22 protein-coding genes are annotated in these 23,868 nt (G+C 39.7%); 13 read left to right on the top strand and 9 right to left on the bottom strand.

Translation table 11 applies throughout. The annotated features are described in order from the left end of the window. Positions 1-181 precede the first annotated feature (181 nt). The 8 genes from C9J41_RS17450 to cobB all read left to right on the top strand — a co-directional run bounded on the left by C9J41_RS17450 (position 182) and on the right by cobB (position 8,962). Positions 182-1,837, top strand: coding sequence for a 4Fe-4S binding protein (locus C9J41_RS17450; RefSeq protein WP_107294851.1), 1,656 nt, complete (start codon positions 182-184; stop codon positions 1,835-1,837). 9 nt (positions 1,838-1,846) lie between these two features. Next, the gene (locus tag C9J41_RS17445) at positions 1,847-2,464 is read left to right on the top strand and encodes a molecular chaperone (RefSeq protein WP_005367775.1); all 618 of its coding nucleotides are present in this window, start codon (positions 1,847-1,849) and stop codon (positions 2,462-2,464) included. A 97-nt stretch (positions 2,465-2,561) separates the two neighbouring features. Further along, complete coding sequence (locus tag C9J41_RS17440; protein WP_107208201.1) at positions 2,562-2,756, top strand: twin-arginine translocation signal domain-containing protein; 195 nt, start codon at positions 2,562-2,564, stop codon at positions 2,754-2,756. A 13-nt stretch (positions 2,757-2,769) separates the two neighbouring features. Continuing rightward, positions 2,770-5,628 (top strand): formate dehydrogenase subunit alpha, encoded by a 2,859-nt coding sequence (locus C9J41_RS17435; protein WP_107294850.1) that lies wholly within the window; start codon positions 2,770-2,772, stop codon positions 5,626-5,628. Between the two features lie 11 nt (positions 5,629-5,639). Continuing rightward, positions 5,640-6,257 carry a formate dehydrogenase FDH3 subunit beta gene (fdh3B, locus tag C9J41_RS17430; RefSeq protein WP_005367779.1) on the top strand — a complete coding sequence of 206 codons (618 nt, stop codon included), beginning with the start codon at positions 5,640-5,642 and terminating at the stop codon, positions 6,255-6,257. A 93-nt stretch (positions 6,258-6,350) separates the two neighbouring features. Next, positions 6,351-7,421, top strand: coding sequence for a formate dehydrogenase subunit gamma (locus tag C9J41_RS17425; RefSeq protein ID WP_107294849.1), 1,071 nt, complete (start codon positions 6,351-6,353; stop codon positions 7,419-7,421). Between the two features lie 177 nt (positions 7,422-7,598). After that, positions 7,599-8,105, top strand: a complete 507-nt coding sequence (locus C9J41_RS17420) for a prepilin-type N-terminal cleavage/methylation domain-containing protein (protein WP_107208204.1) — start codon at positions 7,599-7,601, stop codon at positions 8,103-8,105. A 143-nt stretch (positions 8,106-8,248) separates the two neighbouring features. Continuing rightward, on the top strand, positions 8,249-8,962 hold the full coding sequence (cobB, locus tag C9J41_RS17415; RefSeq protein ID WP_107208205.1) for a Sir2 family NAD+-dependent deacetylase: 714 nt from the start codon (positions 8,249-8,251) through the stop codon (positions 8,960-8,962). Between the two features lie 66 nt (positions 8,963-9,028). On the opposite strand, the gene C9J41_RS17410 is transcribed toward cobB, so the two are convergent. The 6 genes from C9J41_RS17410 to potA form a co-directional block, all read right to left on the bottom strand. Beyond that, positions 9,029-9,475 (bottom strand): glycine zipper family protein, encoded by a 447-nt coding sequence (locus C9J41_RS17410; RefSeq protein WP_107208206.1) that lies wholly within the window; start codon positions 9,473-9,475, stop codon positions 9,029-9,031. A 191-nt stretch (positions 9,476-9,666) separates the two neighbouring features. Next, entirely contained in the window at positions 9,667-10,722 is a 1,056-nt protein-coding gene (gene potD, locus C9J41_RS17405; protein ID WP_107208207.1) for a spermidine/putrescine ABC transporter substrate-binding protein PotD, read from the bottom strand. A 304-nt stretch (positions 10,723-11,026) separates the two neighbouring features. Next, positions 11,027-12,064: an extracellular solute-binding protein gene (locus tag C9J41_RS17400; RefSeq protein ID WP_107208208.1), complete on the bottom strand. Its 1,038-nt coding sequence runs from the start codon at positions 12,062-12,064 to the stop codon at positions 11,027-11,029. 184 nt (positions 12,065-12,248) lie between these two features. Then, the gene (potC, locus tag C9J41_RS17395; RefSeq protein WP_107294848.1) at positions 12,249-13,019 is read right to left on the bottom strand and encodes a spermidine/putrescine ABC transporter permease PotC; all 771 of its coding nucleotides are present in this window, start codon (positions 13,017-13,019) and stop codon (positions 12,249-12,251) included. Further along, the gene (gene potB, locus C9J41_RS17390) at positions 13,019-13,876 is read right to left on the bottom strand and encodes a spermidine/putrescine ABC transporter permease PotB (protein ID WP_045128969.1); all 858 of its coding nucleotides are present in this window, start codon (positions 13,874-13,876) and stop codon (positions 13,019-13,021) included. Before potB ends, potC begins: the two co-directional genes overlap by 1 nt. Beyond that, positions 13,860-14,978 carry a spermidine/putrescine ABC transporter ATP-binding protein PotA gene (gene potA, locus C9J41_RS17385; protein ID WP_045129697.1) on the bottom strand — a complete coding sequence of 373 codons (1,119 nt, stop codon included), beginning with the start codon at positions 14,976-14,978 and terminating at the stop codon, positions 13,860-13,862. The genes potB and potA overlap by 17 nt, the downstream gene beginning before the upstream one ends. Positions 14,979-15,422: 444 nt before the next feature. On the opposite strand from potA, the gene C9J41_RS17380 reads away from it, so the two are divergent. Then, on the top strand, positions 15,423-16,253 hold the full coding sequence (locus C9J41_RS17380; RefSeq protein WP_107208209.1) for a hypothetical protein: 831 nt from the start codon (positions 15,423-15,425) through the stop codon (positions 16,251-16,253). A gap of 265 nt (positions 16,254-16,518) precedes the next feature. Then, positions 16,519-17,748: a peptidase T gene (gene pepT, locus C9J41_RS17375; RefSeq protein WP_107208210.1), complete on the top strand. Its 1,230-nt coding sequence runs from the start codon at positions 16,519-16,521 to the stop codon at positions 17,746-17,748. Positions 17,749-17,813: 65 nt separating this feature from the next. On the opposite strand, the gene C9J41_RS17370 is transcribed toward pepT, so the two are convergent. Then, entirely contained in the window at positions 17,814-18,059 is a 246-nt protein-coding gene (locus C9J41_RS17370) for a hypothetical protein (RefSeq protein ID WP_107208211.1), read from the bottom strand. Between the two features lie 251 nt (positions 18,060-18,310). Between C9J41_RS17370 and C9J41_RS17365 the strand changes: the two genes are divergently transcribed. Both C9J41_RS17365 and C9J41_RS17360 read left to right on the top strand, forming a co-directional pair. Beyond that, positions 18,311-18,910, top strand: coding sequence for a sugar O-acetyltransferase (locus C9J41_RS17365; protein ID WP_107208212.1), 600 nt, complete (start codon positions 18,311-18,313; stop codon positions 18,908-18,910). Between the two features lie 75 nt (positions 18,911-18,985). Continuing rightward, entirely contained in the window at positions 18,986-19,780 is a 795-nt protein-coding gene (locus C9J41_RS17360) for a Cof-type HAD-IIB family hydrolase (protein ID WP_107208213.1), read from the top strand. Positions 19,781-19,845: 65 nt separating this feature from the next. Here the strand turns inward: C9J41_RS17360 and C9J41_RS17355 are convergent, their stop codons facing one another. Together C9J41_RS17355 and C9J41_RS17350 are read right to left on the bottom strand one after the other, a co-directional pair. After that, a complete protein-coding gene (locus C9J41_RS17355) occupies positions 19,846-20,517 on the bottom strand; it encodes a flavin reductase family protein (RefSeq protein WP_107208214.1) in 672 nt (223 codons plus the stop codon). Between the two features lie 164 nt (positions 20,518-20,681). Next, the gene (locus C9J41_RS17350; RefSeq protein ID WP_107294847.1) at positions 20,682-22,166 is read right to left on the bottom strand and encodes a carboxypeptidase M32; all 1,485 of its coding nucleotides are present in this window, start codon (positions 22,164-22,166) and stop codon (positions 20,682-20,684) included. A 357-nt stretch (positions 22,167-22,523) separates the two neighbouring features. Here C9J41_RS17350 and C9J41_RS17345 point away from each other — a divergent pair, with 357 nt between their 5' ends. Continuing rightward, positions 22,524-23,699 (top strand): D-alanyl-D-alanine carboxypeptidase family protein, encoded by a 1,176-nt coding sequence (locus tag C9J41_RS17345; RefSeq protein ID WP_107294846.1) that lies wholly within the window; start codon positions 22,524-22,526, stop codon positions 23,697-23,699. Positions 23,700-23,868: the final 169 nt, after the last annotated feature.

Genomic DNA, 23,868 nt, shown 5'->3' with positions numbered 1-23,868 from the left:
TCCGACTTTAGTTCCTTTTAAGTCATTTTATTCCGTGAAAAGTTGGATCGGTTATTGCTCTATATAGAGTGGAAGAAGCCAAAAACGAAAGTCAGATTTTATTGTAGAAAAACTTTAAGACATAACTTCGTTACTTCTTCAATCGGCACTGACTAGCGGTGACGGGCAAACAGGAATAAGAATGTTAAAAAGTACACTAGAAGCATTTTCTGATACAAACGGTAAAGCGCGTGCTGCTGCCATTAATGGCACAGTAGAGCTAACAAATTTAATTCCACCTACGGTTACCTATGAGAGCCGTGGGGATTTGTTGATCGTGGGTACTCAGGAAAACATCATTGCACTTGCTGAACAGTTTTCAGAACTTAATAGCGTCACCTTGCTGTCAACGGATGCAACAGGCGAAAAATCAAGCTTGTCTAATCTTTACTTTAGCCATGACGTATCAGCACAAGGTTATCTTGGCGCGTTTGAAGTAACTTGTCAGGTTGCAGGTCAATTGACCAAAGCGAATCTAGCAAAAGTGGCTATCGGTCGTGATTGCTTTGATTTGATCTTAGATATGACAGAAAACGGCATTATGTCGTTAGAAATTCCTGCGCCGGGTTATTACGCGGTAGGTAGTCGTAAAGATAAACTGGCTCAGCTGGTGGAAGATTTACCGGCTATGATGGGGACTTTTGATAAACCTAAATACTTTCGCCTAAATCCTGATCTTTGTGCGCATTCATCGCGTGGTGTTTCAGGTTGTGATCGTTGTTTAGATGCATGTCCTGCTGGTGCGCTAAGCAGTGATGGGGTAGAAATTGCGATTGATCCTTACCTTTGTCAGGGTGTTGGCACGTGTGCTACAGCTTGTCCAACAGAGGCAATCACATACGCATTACCTGATCCTCAAAATACGCAAAACTTTGTTCATCGTGTTCTTACTCGTTATAAGCAAGAGGGCGGTGAGAAACCAACATTACTTTTGTACGGTAATCGTGATGAAAAAGCGGTGACTGATGCATTAGCAACGTTTCCAAGTTCAGTTATTGCGATTGCATTAGAAGAGCTTGCAACTGTTGGTGTTGATACATGGTTTAGTGCATTGGTTTATGGTGCGCATCAAGTTCTTCTTGCGACTAACACAAAATATATTCCTGCCACGATTGATCGTGTTTTATCGAATGAGCTTGCAATGGCTCAACGTTTCTTAACCGAAATGGGTTATGACGCTGATCGTATTTGTCTGTTTGATTTTAGTGATGTTGAAAACTTTGTTTCTTATGACGATGCACTAGTTTCTCCTGTTACAGAGGCTTTAACTGGCTCTAAACGTGAAAAACTATTTACTTCACTTGAAATGCTTTACACCGAAGCGAGTACAAAACCAGAACAATCTTCCGTTGTAGAAAAAGCGCCTTATGGTTCTGTTTCATGTGACACAACGGATTGTACTTTATGTATGAGTTGTGTGGCAGTTTGTCCAACTCGCGCTTTACATGCCATTGGTGATCGTCCAGGACTTCTATTTATTGAAGAGGACTGTGTTCAATGTGGTATGTGTGAAAAAGCATGTCCTGAAAAAGTCATTTCATTAGAACCTCGTTTTAATTGGGATTGGCATGCTCGTAAAGAAGCGCGTCTTGTTCATGAAGAGCCTGCGGCTTGTTGTATCAGTTGTGGAAATGCATTTGCGCCAGCATCTATGGTGAAAATGTTAACTGAAAAACTTCAAGGACATTCTCACTTCCAAGGTGATGCTATTCGTCGTTTATCCATGTGTGAAGATTGTCGTGTTCGCGATATTTTCGAACAAATGGAAAAAGATCCAGAAAGTCAGGCTCGAGTTTAAGGAACGAAGATGGAAACAATTGCTATGAGCCCAGCTCAAACGTCATTGAATGAAGACGCAGTACTTCGTATTGAAATTTATAACATGCTTGCACATTTATTTCGTCAAGCGCCTGATCAAAATGTATTGAATTTTTTGGCTGATATAGATGTTGATACGGCTAATAAACCTCAACAATCTACGATGTCTGCTGCTTGGCCTTTACTGAAACTTGCAGCACAAAAGAGCATGCCACTTGCAGTTGAAGAAGAATATCAAGATGTCTTTATTGGTATTGGTCGCGGTGAAGTTGTGCCTTTTGGATCATGGTATTTAACAGGTTCATTAATGGAAATGCCTCTGGCTTATCTTCGACGAGATCTTAAGCAATTAGGATTTGAACGTGATGAGTCAGTGAAAGAACCGGAAGATCATATTGCGGCTTTGCTTGAAGTGATGGCAATGCTAGTTGAAGGCGGCGATGAGCACCTTCAAAAAACGTTCTTTAATCGTCACTTAGCTGAGTGGTGTGAAAAGTTCTGTACCGATGTTAAAGCTGCTAACAGTGCTGTTTTTTATACTGCTGTTGGTGAGCTCGCTTTGCAGTTTTTAACTGTAGAGAAAACACGCTTTTTAGAATCAAAATAATCCCTATACGTTGCTTGCAACGGTTTGATTCAAAGCAATAAAACTAAGGCAAAAACCCATCGTAACTTATTTTAGTGACGATAAAGGAGCAAACTTTATGAGTGAGCAAAAAACCAATGAAAGCCGTCGTCAATTGTTGAAAAACATTGGCTTAACAGTGGCTGCTGGTGCTGTTGCTGCTGGAACGACAACAGCAGTTCAAGCTGTTGAAAAGTCAGAAGAGAAAAAAACAAAAACAACTAAAGGTTATCACGAGACCCAACACATTCGTGATTACTACAACACTTTGTAAGGCGGAGCTCTAAATGAAACTTACTAAACGTTCCGATAAAGTGAGCAAAGCAGAAAACCAACTGGGTATTTCTCGTCGTTCTTTTATTCGTAATACATCTCTAGCTGCGGCTGGTGGCGTTGCAGGTGCAAGCATGTTTGCACCAGGTATGATGAAAAAAGCAGAAGCTGCATCAGAAGATGTGTACGACGCGCCTAAAGTGGTTAAACGTACTATTTGCTCACACTGTTCAGTGGGTTGTGGTATTTACGCAGAGACGCAAGATGGTGTCTGGACTCACCAGGAACCCGCTTTTGATCACCCTTTTAATGCTGGTGGACACTGTGCGAAAGGCGCAGCACTTCGTGAACATGGTCACGGTGCACGTCGCGTAAAATACCCAATGAAACTTGTTAATGGCAAGTGGAAGAAACTGAGCTGGGAACAGGCGTTAGATGAAGTTAGCCAACAAGTGCTTAAGATCCGTGAAGAATCAGGCCCAGATTCTGTTTACTTCCTAGGTTCTGCAAAACATAACAACGAACAAGCTTACATGTTCCGCAAAATGGTTTCTATGTGGGGCTCGAACAACGTTGACCACCAAGCGCGTATTTGTCACTCAACAACAGTGGCAGGTGTAGCGAACACTTGGGGTTACGGTGCAATGACTAACTCGTTAAACGACATGCATAACTGTAAGTCGATGTTATTCATTGGTTCAAACCCAGCTGAAGCTCACCCAGTAGCAATGCAGCACATCCTTATCGCGAAAGAAACGAACAGCTGTAAGATTGTGGTTGTCGATCCACGCCGTACACGAACTGCGGCAAAAGCAGATCACTACGTTTCACTTCGTCCAGGTACTGACGTTGCTTTTGTATGGGGGGTGCTATACCACATCTTCAACAATGGCTGGGAAGATAAAGAATTCATCCGTCAACGTGTATACGGTATGGACGAAGTTCGTGCAGAAGTGGCGAAATGGAATCCAAAAGAAGTTGAGCGCGTATCTGGCGTGCCAGAAGATCAAGTTTATCAAACAGCGAAAATGCTGTCTGAAAACCGTCCTGGCTGTGTTGTTTGGTGTATGGGTGGTACTCAGCATACAACAGGTAACAACAACACACGTGCTTACTGTATCCTTGAACTTGCACTTGGCAATATGGGTAAATCAGGCGGCGGTGCAAACATCTTCCGTGGTCACGATAACGTACAGGGCGCAACAGACTTTGGCGTGCTTTCTGACAACCTGCCTGGTTACTACGGCCTATCTGAAGGAGCTTGGAAACACTGGGCACAAGTGTGGGATGTAGACTACTCATGGCTACAAGGTCGTTTCGACCAAAACACTTACAACGGAAAAAAACCAATGAACAGTGCGGGTATTCCTGTCTCTCGTTGGATCGACGGTGTGTTAGAAAACAAAGATAAGATTGAACAGCGCGATAACATCCGCGCCATGTTCTACTGGGGCCATGCTGTAAACTCACAGACTCGTGGTCCTGAAATGAAAACTGCGATGGAAAAACTGGATATGATGGTTATCGTTGACCCATACCCAGGTGTTGCCGCTGTAATGAATGGTCGTACAGACAATGTATACCTATTCCCAGCGACTACGCAGTTTGAAACATACGGCTCAGTAACAGCAACTAACCGTTCTATTCAGTGGCGTGATCAAGTTATCGAACCGCTATTTGAATCGAAACCTGATCACGAAATCATGTACTTGCTTTCTAAGCGTCTTGGTTTTGCAGATCAATTATTTAAAAACATTAAAGTTGAAAATAACCGCCCACACATTGAAGACATTACACGTGAATTCAACAAAGGTATGTGGACGATTGGTTACACAGGTCAAAGCCCTGAGCGTCTAAAAGAGCACCAACAAAACTGGCATACATTCAATCGTACTTCTCTTGAAGCGATTGGTGGCCCAGTGAACGGTGAAACTTACGGTCTACCTTGGCCTTGTTGGGGTACGCCTGAGATGAAACACCCAGGTACACACATTCTTTATGATACATCTAAGACGGTTGCACAGGGTGGCGGTAACTTCCGTGCACGTTTTGGTGTTGAGCACAATGGTGTAAGCCTATTGGCTGACGATAGCTACTCATTAGGTTGTGAGCTAGAAGATGGTTACCCAGAGTTTACCGCTAAGATGTTAAAGCAACTTGGTTGGTGGGACGATCTAACAGCAGAAGAGAAAGTGGCTGCTGAAGGCAAAAACTGGAAAACTGATCTTTCTGGTGGTATTCAGCGTGTAGCGATTAAACACGGTTGTATTCCATACGGTAACGCCAAAGCACGTACTGTGGTTTGGACATTCCCAGATGCAGTACCTATTCACCGTGAGCCACTGTACACACCTCGTCGTGATCTTCTTCCTGAGTACCAAACTTGGGATGATAAAGCACACTTGTTCCGTCTACCAACACTGTACAAGTCAATTCAAGACAAAGATGTATCAAAAGAATACCCAATTATTCTCACATCTGGTCGTTTGGTTGAGTACGAAGGTGGTGGTGAAGAAACGCGTTCAAACCCATGGCTTGCAGAGCTACAAAAAGAAATGTTCGTTGAGCTTAACCTAAAAGATGCAAACGATCGTGGCATTAAAGATGGCGAGATGGTTTGGGTTGAAGGTGCAGAAAAAGGCCGTATTAAAGTGAAAGCGATGGTAACCCCACGTGTTCGTGAAGGCTTAGCATTCTTACCATTCCACTTCGGTGGCGAATTCGAAGGTGAAAGCCTACGTAGTCATTATCCAGAAGGATGTGCGCCTTATGTTTCTGGCGAAGCTGCTAACACAGCAACGACATACGGTTACGATCCAGTAACTCAGATGCAAGAAACAAAAGTCACCCTTTGTAACATCACTAAAGCGTAAGGAGTCATCAAATGGCACGTATGAAATTTCTTTGTGACTCTAAGCGTTGTATTGAATGCAACGGTTGTGTGACAGCTTGTAAAAATGCTAACTCAGAAGCAGTAGGCTGGGGTATTCAACGTCGTCGCGTTGTGACACTAAACGATGGTCTACCAGGTGAAACCTCTATTTCTGTTGCTTGTATGCACTGTAGTGATGCGCCTTGTATGGCGGTTTGTCCGGCAGATTGTTTTAGTCAAACAGAAGATGGCATCGTTCAGCACGATAAAGATCTTTGTATTGGTTGTGGTTACTGTCTATTTGCTTGTCCATTTGGAGCGCCTCAGTTCCCTAAACAGGAAGCGTTCGCAGAGCGTGGCAAAATGGATAAATGTACTTATTGTTCTGGCGGTCCAAATACTGAACCTGGTTCAGAAAAAGAGCGTGTACTTTACGGCGCAAACCGTATTGCAGAAGGTAAGTTACCAATGTGTGCATCTATGTGTTCGACTAAATCACTACTTGCAGGTGATGCTGAGAAGATTTCTGAAATCTTCAGCAAGCGTGTTGTTGCTCGTGGTGCAAAAGATGCCGGTTGGGCAAGTACTGAAGATCTAGCGTACGACGCAGCAAAAGTACGTAAAGCGTAATTGTCTTTATTTGGGCTTAACATAGGTGTGAGCCCAAATATTAGATCTCGGATGTAACAAATTTCTGTTCAAATTGAGCAGGCAGGAGCTTTAATGACTAAGCGAATTCAACGCTGGTTAACGGTATTCGTTACCGCATTAATGGTTGCGTTTTCTGTCCAAGTGATGGCAAACGAAGCCACTACATCAACCAGTAGCGAGCAACTTGGCGAATCTGTGGTAAAAAAAGAAGTCATAGGTTTTGCAGGTGCTGATTATTGGCGAGCGGTCAAGGATGGCGAAAAAGGGTATACCACATCGGGTTGGCCTGAGCATGATGTGTTGATCAGTGTGCCTGGTCAAACATGGTATATCTTAAAAGAAAAGTGGATGTCACCACTTGGCGCGATGGCTATTTTTGGCAGCCTTGTGATGGTAACGCTAGCCTACTTTGTGGTAGGCCCTCTTAAATTAAGTAAGCCTAAAACTGGTCGTAAAATTCAGCGTTGGAGCCGGATGGATCGTGCTTTACACTGGAGTTTGGCATTCACATTTTTAACGTTAGGTTTTAGCGGTTTAGCTCTTGTTTACGGTAAACATTTTATTAAACCTATCGTCCCAACAGAAGTGTGGGGCTGGATCATTTATGCCGCGAAACAATACCATAACTATATGGGGCCATTATTCGCAATCATTCTTCTTTTAGTGGTCGTTAAATGGTGGCGTAAGAGTATCTTCAATAAAGTTGATATTGATTGGTTTAAAAAAATGGGTGGTATGGTGGGCAAACATAAAGGCTCACACCCTAAAGCTGGTTTCTCAAATGGTGGTGAAAAAGCACTGTTCTGGCTACTTGCCTTCTTTGGTGTATTCATTGTCGTGAGTGGTTTTGTTTTAGACTTTCCAATTTTCGACCAAACGCGTCGACACATGGAATTATCAAATCTCATACACATGATTTCAGCACTTATTCTGATCTGTGGCTTTATTTTCCACATCTATATTGGTTTGTTCGGTATGGAAGCGGGTCTTGACGGCATGGTAACTGGTGAAGTGGATGAAACGTGGGCGCGTGAACACCACAGCGAATGGTTTGAAGAAGTAAAAGATCTGCCTGAAAACCAACCAGGATACAGTGAATCACAGCAGCATGAAGCGAAGAGTAAACCTTCGTCTAATGCATAATCATAGTTAGTGATTTTTAAAACCGACATTCGTGTCGGTTTTTTTATACCTAAAATTCGAGCTTAATGTTTTTTTTGTTACTTATAGCTATTCATTCATCCTGTTAAGTTTTTGTACAATAAAGTAAAATACTACTGCCAATAATATCAATAATAAAACATTAAAAAGGATTAATTGATGAGGAATAAAGCAGGATTTACCCTGATTGAAGTTGTTATTGTTATCGTCATTCTCGGTATCCTTGCTGTTACTGCGGCTCCTAAATTCCTCAATATTTCTTCAGATACGTATCGCGCCAAGCTACATGAGCTTAAAGGATCTATGACTGAAATATCTCGGATTATCTACGGAAAAGCTGTAATACAAGGCGATGAAAATGATATTACCGGCCGTAAAAAGGTAGAGGGGATCGCTATCTGGAATGGTTACCCGAAAGCAATATATGTCGGTATTGGTTTAACGATTGTGGATTTTAATAAAAACTGGGCATTTAACCAAGATAAGACGGGTTCTAATTCACATAATGGTGGTGAGCGTGTTTTTGTTGCGACTTTTCTCAAAAAACTGGATAGAAAAGACAAAGATGATGTTAATAAAATCAAAGCGACCAATTGTTATTTAAGTTACAAAGAAAATAACACTGGGGGCGAACCTATTATTACAATTATTGATTCAGGTTGCTGATCTAACTGTGATACTGAAAAGTTTATTTACACGGTTTTGTAGGGTGAAATCACGCATAATTAAGAACCTAGATTGTTAGGGTTAAATTCTTTGTATTTCAGTGCTATAAAGGCAGTATAAATACTGAAATAAAGGATGTTCATATGCTTTTTCCCTATAAAAATATCGTTGTACTTACGGGTGCAGGTATCTCGGCTGAATCGGGCATCCGAACTTTCCGTGCCGCTGATGGTTTATGGGAAGAACATCGTGTTGAAGATGTTGCAACACCAGAAGGCTATTTACGTGACCCTGAGCTTGTGCAACGCTTTTATAATGCGCGTCGAGCCCAAATCGAGAATGGCTCTGTAGCGCCTAATGCTGCACATATTGCACTTGCTAAACTTGAACAAGAATTAGATGGTAACGTGACTATTGTTACGCAAAACATTGATAATTTGCATGAGAGAGCAGGAAGTAAAAATGTCATTCATATGCATGGAGAGTTATTAAAAGCACGATGCTGTGAATCAGGACAAACAATTGAATGGCATGGTGACTTAACGACCTGTGATCATTGTCATTGTTGTCAAATTCCTGCACCGATGCGTCCTGATATTGTATGGTTCGGTGAGATGCCAATTGGAATGGATAGAATTCATGATGCCATTGTGAAGGCGGATTTATTCATTTCTATTGGTACTTCTGGCAATGTATATCCAGCAGCTGGATTTGTACATGAAGCTGCTTTACAGGGCGCTCATACGATTGAATTAAATCTTGAACCAAGTAACGTAGAAAATGAATTTGAAGAAAAACGTTATGGTAAAGCTTCTGAATTAGTACCTGCTTATGTAGACGAAATATTATCTGCTTAATAAAAAAGCCTCAAGTTTGAGGCTTTTTTATTATAAGAACAAAAGGTGAGCATGTTTTTCGATTAATTAAGATATATCGTAAACGTGATAACCTTTTTGTAATAAGCATTGGCGAAGAACGGATGACTTTTTATGTTTTTCATCTTTAGATGCTTCATTAGAGCCTGCTACGTATCCGCCAGCTGCACCAACAACAGCACCTAATGCAGTTACAACTCCTGGATGTTTTATCGTATCGTAATTATCCGAATCGTAAGCGCCTGCACCAAAAGCTGTAGCACCTGCTAGAGTGCCAATTACTACATCTCTCTTTTTTGTTGCTGACGTCATTTCAGGTGTTGAAACACTATCAGCAAAATGGTTGCAGTAATCATAATCTTTTTGATATTGAGCAGTATCAACACCATTCATGTCAACGACGAGTTCTTTATCGACTGGTGTCATCGGGGCGCTACAAGCCGAAAGGGTTGAAACGAATAAAACGGGGATTAGCGCTTTAAATTTTGTAGACATTATAACCTTATAACTTACATCTAAAATGGTTGTTATAGCTTATATAGAAATTCTGAATCAAAACTGTATGAGTAAATTGTCATAATTATTGAATGGTTATATGATTTTATTAGGTTATAGATAACCGTCTGACTCAAATAAAAAAACCGAGCATTTAGCTCGGTTTTTTTGCATTTAACGATGAGTGGCTATTATTCACCAGCTTTTAGTTTTTGGAAGTATTCTTCGTAAACTTCAGTCATAGGACCAACGCTGTTCTGCCATTCACCTGCATCCATTACAGATTGTGGTGGGTAGATGCTTGGATCGTTAACAAAATCTGCTGGAAGCAGTTTCTTAGCGGCAGCAACTGGTGTTGGGTAACCAATTTGTAGTGCGATCTTCGCAGCGATGTCTGGACGAAGTAGGAAGTTGATCATCTTGTATGCATTGTCGATGTTCTTCGCATTCTTAGGAATAGAGATGTTATCCATCCAGAAGATTGCGCCTTCTTTTGGCCATACGATGTCGATTGGAGCGCCATCTTTACGTGCCATGTAAGCAGAACCATTCCAAAGCATACCGAGTGATGTTTCACCAGCCATGTATGGGTTAGCAGGGTAGTCTGAGTTAAATACTAATACGTTTGGCATTAGTTTCTTCAACTCTTCATATGCTGCTTTGATTTGCTTAGGATCTTCAGTGTTACCAGAGTAACCAAGTTTACGTAGCGCTACGTGGAATACTTCACGTGCATCATCCATCATCATTAGCTGACCTTGCCATTTAGGATCCCATAGGTCTGCCCAGCTAGTGATTTTAGACTTGTCGATCATGTCTGTGTTAACACCGATACCCGTTGCTCCCCAAATGTACGGAATAGAGTAGTCGTTGTTAGGATCAAAAGGTTTATTTAAAAAGTTAGGATCTAGACCTGCGAAGTTTGGAATTTTAGAATGGTCGATTTTTTGAAGCATACCTTCATTACGCATTTTAGCTACATAATAAGTAGAAGGAACAACAAGGTCGTAACCTTTATCGTAGGTCTTTAGCTTGGCGTACATCGTCTCATTCGACTCGTAAGTCGAATAAATAACTTTAATGCCTGTTTCTTTTGTGAACTCTTCTAAAACATCTGATGGGATGTATTCAGACCAGTTGTAAAAGTACAGCTCATTAGATTTATTGCTATCATCGGCAGTCGCAACGTTCGAAAACATTGACATTGCACATGCAGCACCGGCCATTAATAAAGACCATTTTTTCATTGTGTTAGCTCCTAACTAAACAGGATATCGAGAGTGTTCTCTAGCGGTATTGACCGCTTCTCCTAATTGGTTGTCGACGCATGATACATGCAGAAACAGATGTTGATTATAAAACAGAGTTATTATAGCAGAGATTATTCGTCGAGCGCATCACAAAACAAGAGTAATTTGTCTGTTAAATTCCGCTATCATATTGATAAATAACAAACATGATAAGTAAAACCTTAGAAAATAACACAACTAACCATGTTTATTAATAAATAACAAATATAAAAAAAGCTGCCATTGGCAGCTTTTGTTTTACTTATTGATCCGCTTTTAATTCAAGGAAATAATTTTCGTAGCGGATATTCATGTCACCAACTGAATCTTGCCACTCACCACGATCAAGATCTTCTTGTGGTGGGAATAGAGTTGGGTCATCTTTATATTTAGCGTTAGATTTTTCTACTGCCGTGAGGTAGCCGGTTTGCTCTGAAATTTGAGCGGCAATATCTGGGCGTAGTAGGAAGTCGATCATCTTATGTGCTGCTTCTACATTCTTCGCGTTTCTAGCTATTGCTAAACTATCAACCCAGAAAATACCGCCTTCTTTTGGCCAAACAAGTTTAATTGGTAAACCTTCTTTTTGTGCTGCTGCTGCTGAGCCATTCCACAACATACCTAGACCCACATCACCCGCTAGGTAGGGCGCTGCAGGGTTATCTGAGTTAAATACCAGTACGTTTGGCATGAGTTTCTCAAGCTCTGCTTTCGCTTCGTCAATTTCTTTTGGGTTGGTAGTGTTGCCAGAGTAACCTAGCTTACGTAATGCAATATGGAAGACTTCACGGGTGTCGTCCATTAGCATTAATTGACCTTTAAGGTCAGGATTCCATAAGTCTGCCCAGCTGTCGAAATCTTCTGGGTCGTACATATCAGTATTAACCGCAAGACCTGTCATTGCGATTACGTGTGGAATTGAGTAATCGTTATTTGGATCAAAAGGTTTATCTAAGTAGTTCTTATCAAGCTCAGTAAAGTTCGATAGCTTTGATTTATCAATTTTTTGCAACATACCTTCGTCGCGCATTTTCGCAACAAAGTAAGTTGATGGCACAACCAGATCGTAACCTGTAGGGTGGGCACGAAGTTTTGCATACATGGTTTCATTCGACTCGTAAGTCGAGTAGATCACTTTAATACCTGTCTCTTTCGTGAATTGTTCACGAAGCTCAGTAGAGATATACGGCCCCCAGTTCATAAATACTAACTGTTTGTCTTTCTCTTCTTCTGAAGCAAAAGCATTAAAACTTGCTGAAAGTAGGGCTGTACTAATAACAAGAGATGACCATTTTTTCATTCGAGTGTCTTCGTAGTGAATGCGATAAAAAGTGGCCGAAATTTAGAGCAAGTTTCCGTTTTTAGATAGCAAAAAAGTGTTTGAAAATGTTACAGGAGAATATATTTAAAGGTCATTGAATAATATGTAAAAAAAATGGCTAACTGAATACAGTTAGCCATTTAGCATTAGCTGTTGTTGATGCTTACTTTATTTTGTCTCGAGCCAGTAATTGTGAGCAAATAACCAGAACAAGAGAAACTATCAACATCACTGTCGCTAGGGCGTTCACCTCAGGTGAAATACCGACTTTAACCATTGAGTAAATCTTCAATGGTAAGATTTCGTAAGTTGGACCCGTTACGAACGAGCTTACAATTACATCATCTAGCGATAGGGTGAAGCTTAATAACCAACCTGCAGCAACTGCGGGTTTTGCCAATGGTAGGATAATCTGTTTTAAGATAACCCACTCACTAGCGCCCAAGTCACGTGCTGCTTCAAGCATTTTCACATCAAAGCCTTTTAATCGGCTGTAAACTGTTACAACAACAAAAGGTAAACAGAATGTGATATGAGAAAGCAATAGCGTTAAGAAGCCTAAGTTCGTACCCAATAGTAAGAACAGTGCAAGTAGCGAGATTGCCATTACGATGTCTGGAGACATCATAACGAGAAATAGCATACCTGATACAAACTTCTTACCTTTAAAGTTATAACGAAATAAAGCAACAGCCGTTAAACTACCAATTAGGGATGCTGCTGTTGCAGAGAACACAGCGATAGTGATCGAGTGTCCTGCCGCTTGCATTAAACTGTCATTGTTAACCAGTTGCTCATACCATTTAGTGGTAAAGCCACCCCATTTCATACCGAATTTGCTTTCGTTGAATGAGTTAACAATCAGGATAATGATAGGGGTATATAAAAATGCATATACCACCGACATAAAGCTAAATTTAAACAAGCGTCCCATTATTCAAGCTCCACTTTTTTGTTCAGCAACTTACCTGCACGGTAGTAGGCATACAGCATAATTGCCATTGCTAACGTAAGGGCAATACTTGTTGCAGAACCAAATGGCCAATCTCGCGCGTTTAAAACCTGACTCTTAATAACATTACCAATCAGTAAGTTCTTCGCGCCGCCTAAAAGGTCGGAAACGTAGAACATACCCAAAGCAGGCAGTAATACCAATAAACAACCTGCAATAACACCAGGCATGGTTAGTGGGAAGATCACTTTAATAAAGGTTTGAACCTTATTTGCGCCCAAGTCGCGAGCTGCTTCAATGTAGTTATTATCAAGCTTTTCGATAGCGGAGTAGAGTGGTAGCACCATAAATGGTAGCAAGATATACACTAAACCGATCATTACTGCGTACTCGGTGTACATAATACGCAGTGGCTTATCGATAATATCGAGGTACATTAATGTGTTATTTAAAATACCACGCGTACCCAACATCAGTTTAAGGCCATATGTACGAATTAGAGAGTTAGTCCAAAATGGTACGATAACCAAAAACAGCATAAATGGACGCCATTTCTCTGGCATTTTTGCAATGGCATAAGCAAAAGGGTAACCAATTACTAAACACAGAATGGTTGCTGTGATTGCCATGTAAAAAGAGTGCCAAAGTACTTTTGCGTACAGTGGATCAAACAGTCTTTCATAGTTATCAAACGTGAAGACCATTTTGATTAGATTTGCATCATCACGCGTTAGGAAACTCGTTCCTATAATCATTAAGTTAGGTACAAATACAAACAGTACTAACCAACTAACAACTAACGCGATAATGAAATTCTGTAAATTAAACTTCTTGCTCATCAGCGAGTACCACTTCCCAACTTTCAATCCAAGTAATGGCAACTTTTTGGTCAAGAGAGTGGTCTACGTCAGGGTCATCTTCGTTGAAGAATTCGCTAACCATCACAGACTTGCCAGACTCTAACTGCACCACAGAATCCAATGTCATACCTTTATAGGTACGTTCACGAACATAACCCACGATGCCGTTAGTTTCGTCACCGTTATGGATCTCTTCGATAAGAATGTCTTCAGGTCGAAGTAATACTTTAACCTTATCACCAACATTCACATCTAAATCACAGTGGATCAATGAGTGGCGACCTTCAACATCAGCCATGATACGTTTTTCGTCTAAACGCTCTTTAACTGTTGCATCAAATACGTTGATTTCACCGATAAAGTGGGCAACAAATAAATTCGTTGGTTCTTCATAAATTTCACGAGGTGAACCATCTTGCTCAACGTGACCATCGCGCATAACAATGATGCGATCAGACATAGATAAGGCTTCTTCTTGATCGTGTGTTACGAAAATAAAGGTAATGCCTAACTTACGCTGTAGTTGTTTCAACTCAAGCTGCATCTGTTTACGTAATTTGTAATCAAGTGCAGACAGTGATTCATCAAGTAAAAGAACTTTTGGTTTGTTTACAACCGCACGAGCAATCGCAACACGTTGTTGCTGACCACCGGACAGTTGATGAGGTTTACGAGGGGCAAACTTTTCAAGTTGCACCATACGCAATGCTTCCATTACACGCGGCTCAATATCGCTCGCGGGTACTTTTTGCATGCGTAAACCAAACGCGACGTTCTCAAACACTGTCATATGTGGGAACAGTGCGTAACTCTGAAACACCGTGTTTACTAGACGTTGTTCAGCAGGAATGTCTGTAACATCTTTGCCATCAATGGTGATCTGCCCATCATCGGCAGTTTCAAATCCAGCAATTAGACGAAGTACTGTGGTTTTACCACAGCCTGATGGACCTAGAATGGTTAGAAACTCACCATTGTTTACGTTTAGGTCCAAACCTGAAATGATCTGCTTACCGTCAAAGCTTTTGCTAAGACCCTTCAGCTGAATGACAGGTTTCTGAGATGTTTTTTCAGCGTTCAATTCTACGTTATCTCCACCCTGGGATTATTTGGTTAAATCCCAACATTTTGGCTTTAAAATAAAGGGCGCATGATAGACCTGTAGTCTTTCAAATTAAAGCGTTTTTTCACTAATTTTAATGCAAAGATGTAATATTTTTCATCGTTAAGTAGTGAAATCCCTTATATGGTGTCAGTCACTTTATCGATTTTATAAACAATCTTTTACTAACATGTCGGTAATATGATTATTCAAAAAACTATCGTTATAATAAAAAACCTTATTACAGCTTAGTCTTAATAATCGATCTTTAAATGAAAGACGATTTTATTATCAGCTTTTTTGACTTTTTTGCATGAAAAACACACAAATTAGTCAGCTTGACTGTTTTTTTATCTTAGAAATGTTTTTGTCTTACCCTCTCTGAAGTACAATGCCGCCATTACACCAATAACTGACATGAGTATGAAAGAGCCAATTAATCGAAGCTTCCACATTGGTGGGTCTATTGAAAAAGCATTGAAGGGGGAAGTGGAGCTACAACCCGTCACTGTTTTAGTTGAAGCATGGAAAATCACAGGGAAGAACATTTTTAGCTTTTTGCCTGCCGTAATTTGCTTGTTTCTTGCGCAAGTTGCATTATTACTTTTAGGGCTTGAAGTTCAATTAGGTAGCCCAACGGTATTTTTTGATGCTTTCATTACAGGGCAGGGATTTACCGCTGAAATACTAAAAGCGGGCTTTATGGCTAATTTTTGGTCTGATGTGCTTATTGCGCCACTCTATGCAGGGGTTAGCCTAATGGCATTAAACCATGCGGTTGGTTTACCAACCAAGCCAAGCCAGATCGTTAAAGGGTTTTCTTTTACCCTTGTTTCATTAATTACCATGTTACTGCTTTCTTCTATTCAAGGACTAGGTAGCAGTGTTTTCCCATTAATTGGCTTATTCCTAACAATGGCATTAAGCATGGCTATTTTATTAGTGTGCGAAAAGAAAGTATCACCAATAAAAGCGATTCAATACTCTTTCATGGCAACGATCCGTAAAGTATTGCCAATGACGGCTATCTATATTGTGATCATGCTAATGTTCTTTATCTCGATTGCTACTGCAGGTATCGGATTGATTTGGACATTACCTTTCTTCTTTAACGTGAAAGGGATTATTTATCGCAATATGTTTGGCGTAACATTACAAGTTACTTCTGTGGCAAAAAGTGATGATGAGCAACCTCCACAAGATGGCGGTGAGCCACCAGTTGATAAGATAGATAAAGATGTCTTTAATGCGTAAAGCATAAGTTTAAAAAAAAGCTCCTAGGTTAGGGGCTTTTTTATTATTTGAATAACACCCTAACGCACTATAACTTTATATTTGATTGATAAAATAACGAACAGTAACTAATAAAAATCATGATTCAATCATTTTAAAAGCTTTAATAGGGCATATTGGCCTAAATACCCGTCTATTCATATTAAAACTGATACATCGCAAAAATAGTAATTAACTTATCCGTCATAATTTATTACGCAAATAAATAAGCTATGTAAGGTTAATGATGGATAAGTTACTTGAACGTTTTTTACGATATGTTCGCATCGAAACACAATCTGATGGTGATGTTGCATCATGTCCGAGTACTGCAGGGCAATTTAACCTTGCACAACAACTAAAATCTGAAATGGAAGAGTTGGGTTTATCTGATATTTCATTAGATGAACATTGCTATTTAATGGCACGTCTTCCTTCAAATGTTTCTGCTGATATTCCAGCTATTGGTTTTATTGCTCACATGGATACAGCACCTGATGCTTCAGGTCTAAATGTTAAACCACAAATTGTAGAAAACTATCAAGGTGGTGATATTGCATTAGGCATTGGTGATGAAGTGCTATCTCCCATTCAATATCCCGACTTAAATAAGTTACACGGTCACAATATTATCACTACCGATGGTACAACACTGCTAGGTGCGGATAATAAGGCCGGGGTTGCTGAAATCATGACTGCCATTGCGTATCTTGTGGCACACCCTGAAATTAAACATGGTGATATTTGTATTGGTTTTACACCTGATGAGGAAATCGGACGTGGGGCTGATCTCTTTGATGTTGAGAAGTTCAATGCACAATGGGCTTACACCATAGATGGTGGACCTATAGGTGAATTAGAGTTTGAAAACTTTAATGCAACCTCTGCTGATGTGATTTGTCATGGAACCAATGTTCACCCTGGAACTGCGAAAGGTAAGATGGTGAACTCAATGAACATTGCCGCGCAGTTTCAGTTAATGATGCCCAGCAATGAAACGCCAGAAGCGACAGAAGGGTATGAAGGTTTCTACCATTTAAAATCAATGAAACCATCTGTCGCTAAAACAGAGTTAGGTTATATCATTCGTGATTTTAGCCGTGAAGGGCAAGAACAACGTAAAGCCTTTATGCAGCAGAAAGTTGATGAACTAAATCTACAACTTGAAAAAGGGCGTGTAGAGTTAGTGTTAACCGATTCATATTTCAATATGCGTGAAATGGTAGAGCCATATCCACATATCATTGAATTAGCGAAATCAGCAATGATTGAATGCGACGTACAGCCAGAGATCAAACCGATTAGAGGTGGTACAGACGGCGCGCGTTTATCATTTAAAGGATTACCATGCCCGAATATCTTTACTGGCGGATATAATTTTCATGGTATTCATGAGTTTATTACTGTCGAAGGGATGGAAAAGGCAGTAAATGTGATTATAAAACTGGTTGAAAAAACAACAGAAAAATATAGCTAATGCGTTGTAGCTAATTAAAGCCCCTAACATGTTTTAAATCATAATAAACGTGTTAGGGGGTTTTGTTATTCGTGATCTGTGCCTTTAAGTATTTCGTTTAGCTTTTTCAAAATAGTATGAACGGCGTGTCCTTTTGTGACTTCACCACCTTGCTCAACTTCAATTTTCTTTTTACCGTATAAGCCGGTTTCTTCTTCAGCGATATGAAGCCAGTCTGGATGCCAGTAAAAAGATTGACCGCCATCTGTGATCCAATTATGTACACCACAATTTTCACCACGGTAGTTAAGATCTTTAGCTTGGTAAGCCATACTTTATCCTTTTTTTTATAGTCAGTTATGTCAGAACAATATAGAAAATCAGAATACTAAACCGTGATCTAAGTATAATATTTATAGTGAATGTAACCAATTATTAATATAAATAATGGGATTAGATTCTCACGTTTCGTTCTGACTAACTGTATTTGTGATGAGCTTTTGAATCTCATTACAGCAGTCTTCCCAACCCAAATTGTCAGTATTATTCTAGCGTTATTATTAATGTCTTAATAAGGGCAACGATGGACACCCTCGAACAAGTTCATAGTCAAAAAGTCTATTTTTGTACCGATGAAGCGTTAGCAAATGCACAAGTACAATGTTTGGAAGTGCTGTATGACTTTAATCAAACTCGACCTTCTGAATATGATAAGCGCCAAGCTATCATGAAAGATTTGTTTGCTGCTGTGGGTGATAATTGCTACATCGAGCCACCGCTACGTGCTAATTGGGGAATCAATACACATATAGGCAATAACGTTTACGCTAATTTTAATCTTACCTTGGTTGATGATACCCATATCTATATTGGTGACAGTGTCATGATCGGACCTAATGTCACTATTGCAACAGCAGGTCATCCTATCGACCCTGATCTTCGTCGCGATGTGGCCCAATTTAATATTCCAGTGACGATTGGAAATAATGTCTGGTTAGGTGCACATGTGGTGGTTTTACCAGGTGTGACAATAGGTGAGAATACGGTGATTGGTGCAGGTAGTATTGTTACCAAAGATATTCCTGCCAATGTGGTTGCAGTCGGTAACCCTTGCCGAATATTAAGACCGATTACTGAGCACGATAAAGAGTATTACTATAAGAACCGCCGGATTCATGAGTAATTATTTCTATTCATTTACAATGATTGCTCTCTAACAGGTAAAATAGTGTGATAAACACTCAGTGGTAAAGGTTATATGACAGCTTCAATTAAATTTATTGCAACAGACATGGATGGCACGCTGCTTTGTGAAAAAAAGCAATTACCATCGGATTTTTATGATGTATTCAACCAACTACAGCAAAAGAATGTGCTATTTGCTGCGGCATCAGGGCGTCAATATCAAAGCCTAGTGAATACATTTGCTCCAATTAAAGATGATATGATCTTTATTGCTGAGAACGGTACATTAGTAATGTATCAAGGAAAAGAGTTGTATAGCTCAACTATCCCAACCAATGAAATTCACGATATTCTTAAAACTGTTAAGCAAGTACAGGACTGTGACATTGTGTTATGTGGTAAGAATGCAGCCTATACCGAAGCCACCAGCGAACAAGCTTTAGATGAAATTCGTAAGTATTACCATAATCTTGAGTTAGTTGATGATTTACTGGCTGTTGATGATGAGTTTATTAAAGTCGCGGTTTTAAATTTCAATGGTACAGAAGAGCATGTTTATCCAGTGCTATCACCGCAATTTGGTGGCACACATCAAGTGGTCGTAAGTGCGAAGATTTGGCTTGATTTAATGCATAAAACAGCGTCAAAAGGCGCCGCAATAAAGTACTTACAAAAAGAATTCGGTTTTACGTTCGAGGAGAGTATGAGCTTTGGTGATTTCTTCAATGATGTAGAAATGCTTAAAGAAACTTACCATAGCTATGCAATGGACAATGCCCATCCTGAGATAAAAAAATTAGCTCGATTTGAAGCGCCGAGTAATAACGAACAGGGTGTAATGACGGTTATTAAGAAGACAATATTATAATCAGCATCTTAATCTAAAGTTATAAGCCTCAATATATTGTTTTAACAATCATTGAGGCTCTACTTTTACTCTTTAATAAAAAAAGCATTACCATCAATATCGAGTGGTACGATAGGTTTATCGGGTTTTGCGTAACTTAAACGTCCAACACTTTGCGTTACGTGGTAGTTATCGAGTCCAGAAAGCGTCATTAAGTCTAGGCTTTCAATATTGATATAGCCATCTTTTCGTAGTGCGTATTTAGGTAAAATCACTCGCTCAATTTCTCCAATAATCATATATGTACCATTAGATGGAATAGGTATGATTTCGACTAACCTTAAGCCTATTTTTATTGGACTCTCTAATACAAATGGCGCATCAAAATGATTGTCATAGAAAGGGGTGAGACGCGTTTCATTAAATTCTGACACATCTTTAGGATAGCGAGCAGATGTTTGATGGGCTCGTTGGTAGAATTCCTCAGATACAGCGTTAATTGTGTATTGTTCGGTTTGCTGGATGTTTGTATAAGTGTGTCGTTCGACGGTGTTAGGACGTAATATAAAGCCTAATAATGCAGGTGATGATCCAAGATGGATAACAGAACTGACAATGGATACATTTTCATTTCCATCTTTATCTGTCGTTCCTATAAGGTTGGCGCTTTTAAAACCAGGTAAAGAGTTTATTAATTGAACTCTTTGACGTTTTTCCATTGTGTGAATATCACGTGTTGATAATCGAATATTATCCATATATTACCTCAGGTTTCTAAACGTTAAGTTTTTTACGCCTAATGACTGAGTGTGGATCACCTTGATAATATGAATAATAAAGAAATGAAAGAGTTATAAAGCCATAGTGAGTTATGGTTAACTACTTAAAACACTATGGCTAATATTTAACCTGATTTAATGCATCACTGGTTATAACGAGCCATTAAATGCTGTTTAAAGAAACGAGGATTTAATGTTTCGCCTGTCGCTTGTTTTACTAATTCATCCGTTGAAAGTATACATCCTTTTGACCAGATATTCGTTTCAAGCCATGTAAAAATAGGGGATAAATCACCTGATGTAATTGCAGCTTCAACATCTACTACTTTCTTCATTGCAGCCATGAATTGTGCGGCGTACATAGCACCCAGCGTATAAGATGGAAAATAACCAAAGCTACCATCTGTCCAGTGAATATCCTGCATACAGCCATCTTTGAAGTTACCTTTCGTATCAATACCAAGATAAGCTTGCATTTTTTGATCCCAAATTTCAGGAATATCGTCAACTTCGATTATACCTTCAATAAGATCACGTTCAATTTCATAACGCAGAATTACGTGGGCTGGGTAAGTTACTTCGTCAGCATCAACACGGATAAAACCCGGTTTAACGCGAGTATTAATAGTGTTGAGGTTTTCAGCCGTCAGCGCACTATCGGTTTCACGGTTAAATGTTTTCTGTGCTAATGGCGCCAGTTTTCTTGCAAAATCAATATTACGTGAAAGCTGCATTTCAAAAAACAGCGACTGACTTTCATGAATCCCCATTGAACGAGCTTGGCCTACAGGCAGATCTCTCCATTGATGTGGTAAACCTTGCTCATAACGTGCATGACCAGTTTCATGAATAACGCCCATTAAGGCTGAGGTAAAGTCAGTTTCGTCATAACGCGTTGTAATACGTACATCGGTTGATACACCACCACAGAATGGGTGAGTACTGATATCTAACCGCCCATGATTAAAATCGAAGTTTAATAGTTTCATGACGTCTAGACTAAGTGCGTTTTGCTCGGCAATCGGGAATGTTCCGGTTAAAGGCAATACGGCGTCATTCTTCTGCTTGTTTTGCACATCTTGAATAAGCTGCGGCAACCACGATTTTACATCAGCAAAAATACCGTCAAGAATTTCAGAAGTCATTCCTGGTTCGTAAAGATCGAGCAGGGCATCGTATAGACTTAATCCTGTTGCTTTAGAGCGAATAGCCGCTTCTTGACGTGCAAGTTTCACAACAGGAGCGAGGTTTTGTTTAAATCCTTCCCAGTCATTTTCTTTACGTTGGGTACGCCAAGCATGCTCACATTGTGAGCCTAATAAGGATTTTTGCTCCACTAGCTCGGCTGGTAAAATGTTATGCATCATCCATTGACGTTTTAACGCAGCAAGGCTGATACGTTCAGCATTAGATAATTGCTCTTTTTCTGCTTGTTCAAACCAATCAGCAAGATAACCAGCGGTTGATAATTCATGTGTAATAACCGCAAGTTCAGCCATTGCTTCCGAGCGAGCTTCAGCACCACCACTTGGCATCATTGCAGCTTGATCCCAACCACATATTGCGCTTAGATGACCTAAACGCGATAACTTACGAGCATGCTGTTCTAATTTTAGATAATAGCTCATTTCACATCCCTAATGTTTAGCTGTTAAAAACATCACTATATTATGTATTACTTATTGAATAGTCAGTAAAAAAGTACGAAAGGTTCATTAAAATAGGGAAAAATTTATAACAACGTGAGCAATAATAAAAAAACACGATAGAGGCAGTATTAAACGTTTATATTTTTTTTTATTAACGCTATAAATGTAAAGATGGCGTGCAAATCGTAAAACAGTGTTACAAAAGGAAGTTTTTCATATTGCAAACGCTATAATGGGCCTCAACTAATATACCTATTTGAACTATTTTACGAACTTATGATGTTGTAAATAGTTATATTAGATTGTTTATCGTATTTTTAAGGGATTTTGCCTCAAATGAAAAAGACATCACCGCTTTTTTCTCTCGTTGGTGTAACTGCGCTTTGTACTGTGTCGTTTTCATCATTAGCAGCACCTTCTGTTATTCCAGATGCACCGACATTAAGTGCAAAGGGTTATGTATTGATGGACTACAATACAGGCCAAGTATTAGTCGAGAAGAATGCTAACGAAAAATTAAACCCTGCAAGCTTGACGAAATTAATGACTAGTTATGTTGCTGGTCAGGAAATGCAACAAGGCAATATCAGTAAAGATGATATTGTTGTTATTAGCCGTAACGCATGGGCACGTAATTTCCCTGATTCTTCGAAAATGTTTATCGAAGTAGGGAGTGAAGTACCACTAATGGACTTGTTCCGTGGTTTGATTATTCAATCAGGTAACGATGCAAGTGTTGCACTTGCTGAACACGTAGCTGGCTCTGAGCAAGCATTTGTGGGTTTAATGAACTCATGGGCTAAAAAGCTAGGAATGAATGCTACACATTTTGCGAATCCTCATGGTTTAGATCACAGTGATCTTTATACTACACCGTATGATATTGCATTATTAGGCCAAGCGTTAATTCGCGACTTACCATCAATTTATCCGCTATACAGTGAGAAATCATTTACATATAACAACATTACCCAACGTAACCGAAATGGTCTGCTGTATGATAAAAGCATGAATGTTGATGGTATGAAAACCGGCTACACAAGCGGTGCTGGATATAGCTTAACAAGTTCTGCAACTGAAGGTGACATGCGTTTAATTGCGGTTGTGATGGGAACAAAAAGTACCAAAACCCGTGAAAGAGAAAGTAAAGCCTTACTAAATTACGGTTTCCGATTTTTTGAAACAGTCGTGCCACATAAAGCTGGCGATAAAATCTTATCTGAACGCGTATGGTTTGGTAATAAAGAGAACGTTGAGTTAGGTGTTGATAGTTCAAGCTATGTGACATTGTCACGTAACGACACCAAAAAATTGACAGCAAGCGTTGAGCTTAATGGTGAACTTGATGCACCGATCGAGAAAGGTGAAGTCGTCGGTAAGGTACTTTACTCTGTTGATGGTAAAGAAGTTGCGTCTCAACCACTTGTTGCATTAGATTCAGTTGAACAAGGCAGTATTTTCAGCCGCCTTATTGATCATGTTAAAAAGTTCTTTGCTGGATTATTTAGTTAATTTAATCGCTTTTTAAGGTTAAAGATTCGTATACAAAGAAGCTCGGTTTTAGCCGAGCTTTTTTGTATCGATTTATCCAATGATGGTTTTCCGTAGTTTACTATTTCCTGTTGAGTCTAAAATCCGTATAATTCACGCCCTATAAATTCTTATCCAGCAATTCTACTGT

It is taken from the genome of Photobacterium sp. GB-50 (assembly GCF_003026755.1).
Lineage (GTDB): Bacteria > Pseudomonadota > Gammaproteobacteria > Enterobacterales > Vibrionaceae > Photobacterium.
Note: the sequence above shows the minus strand (reverse complement) of the source record. Positions and strands in the feature narration are given on the sequence as shown.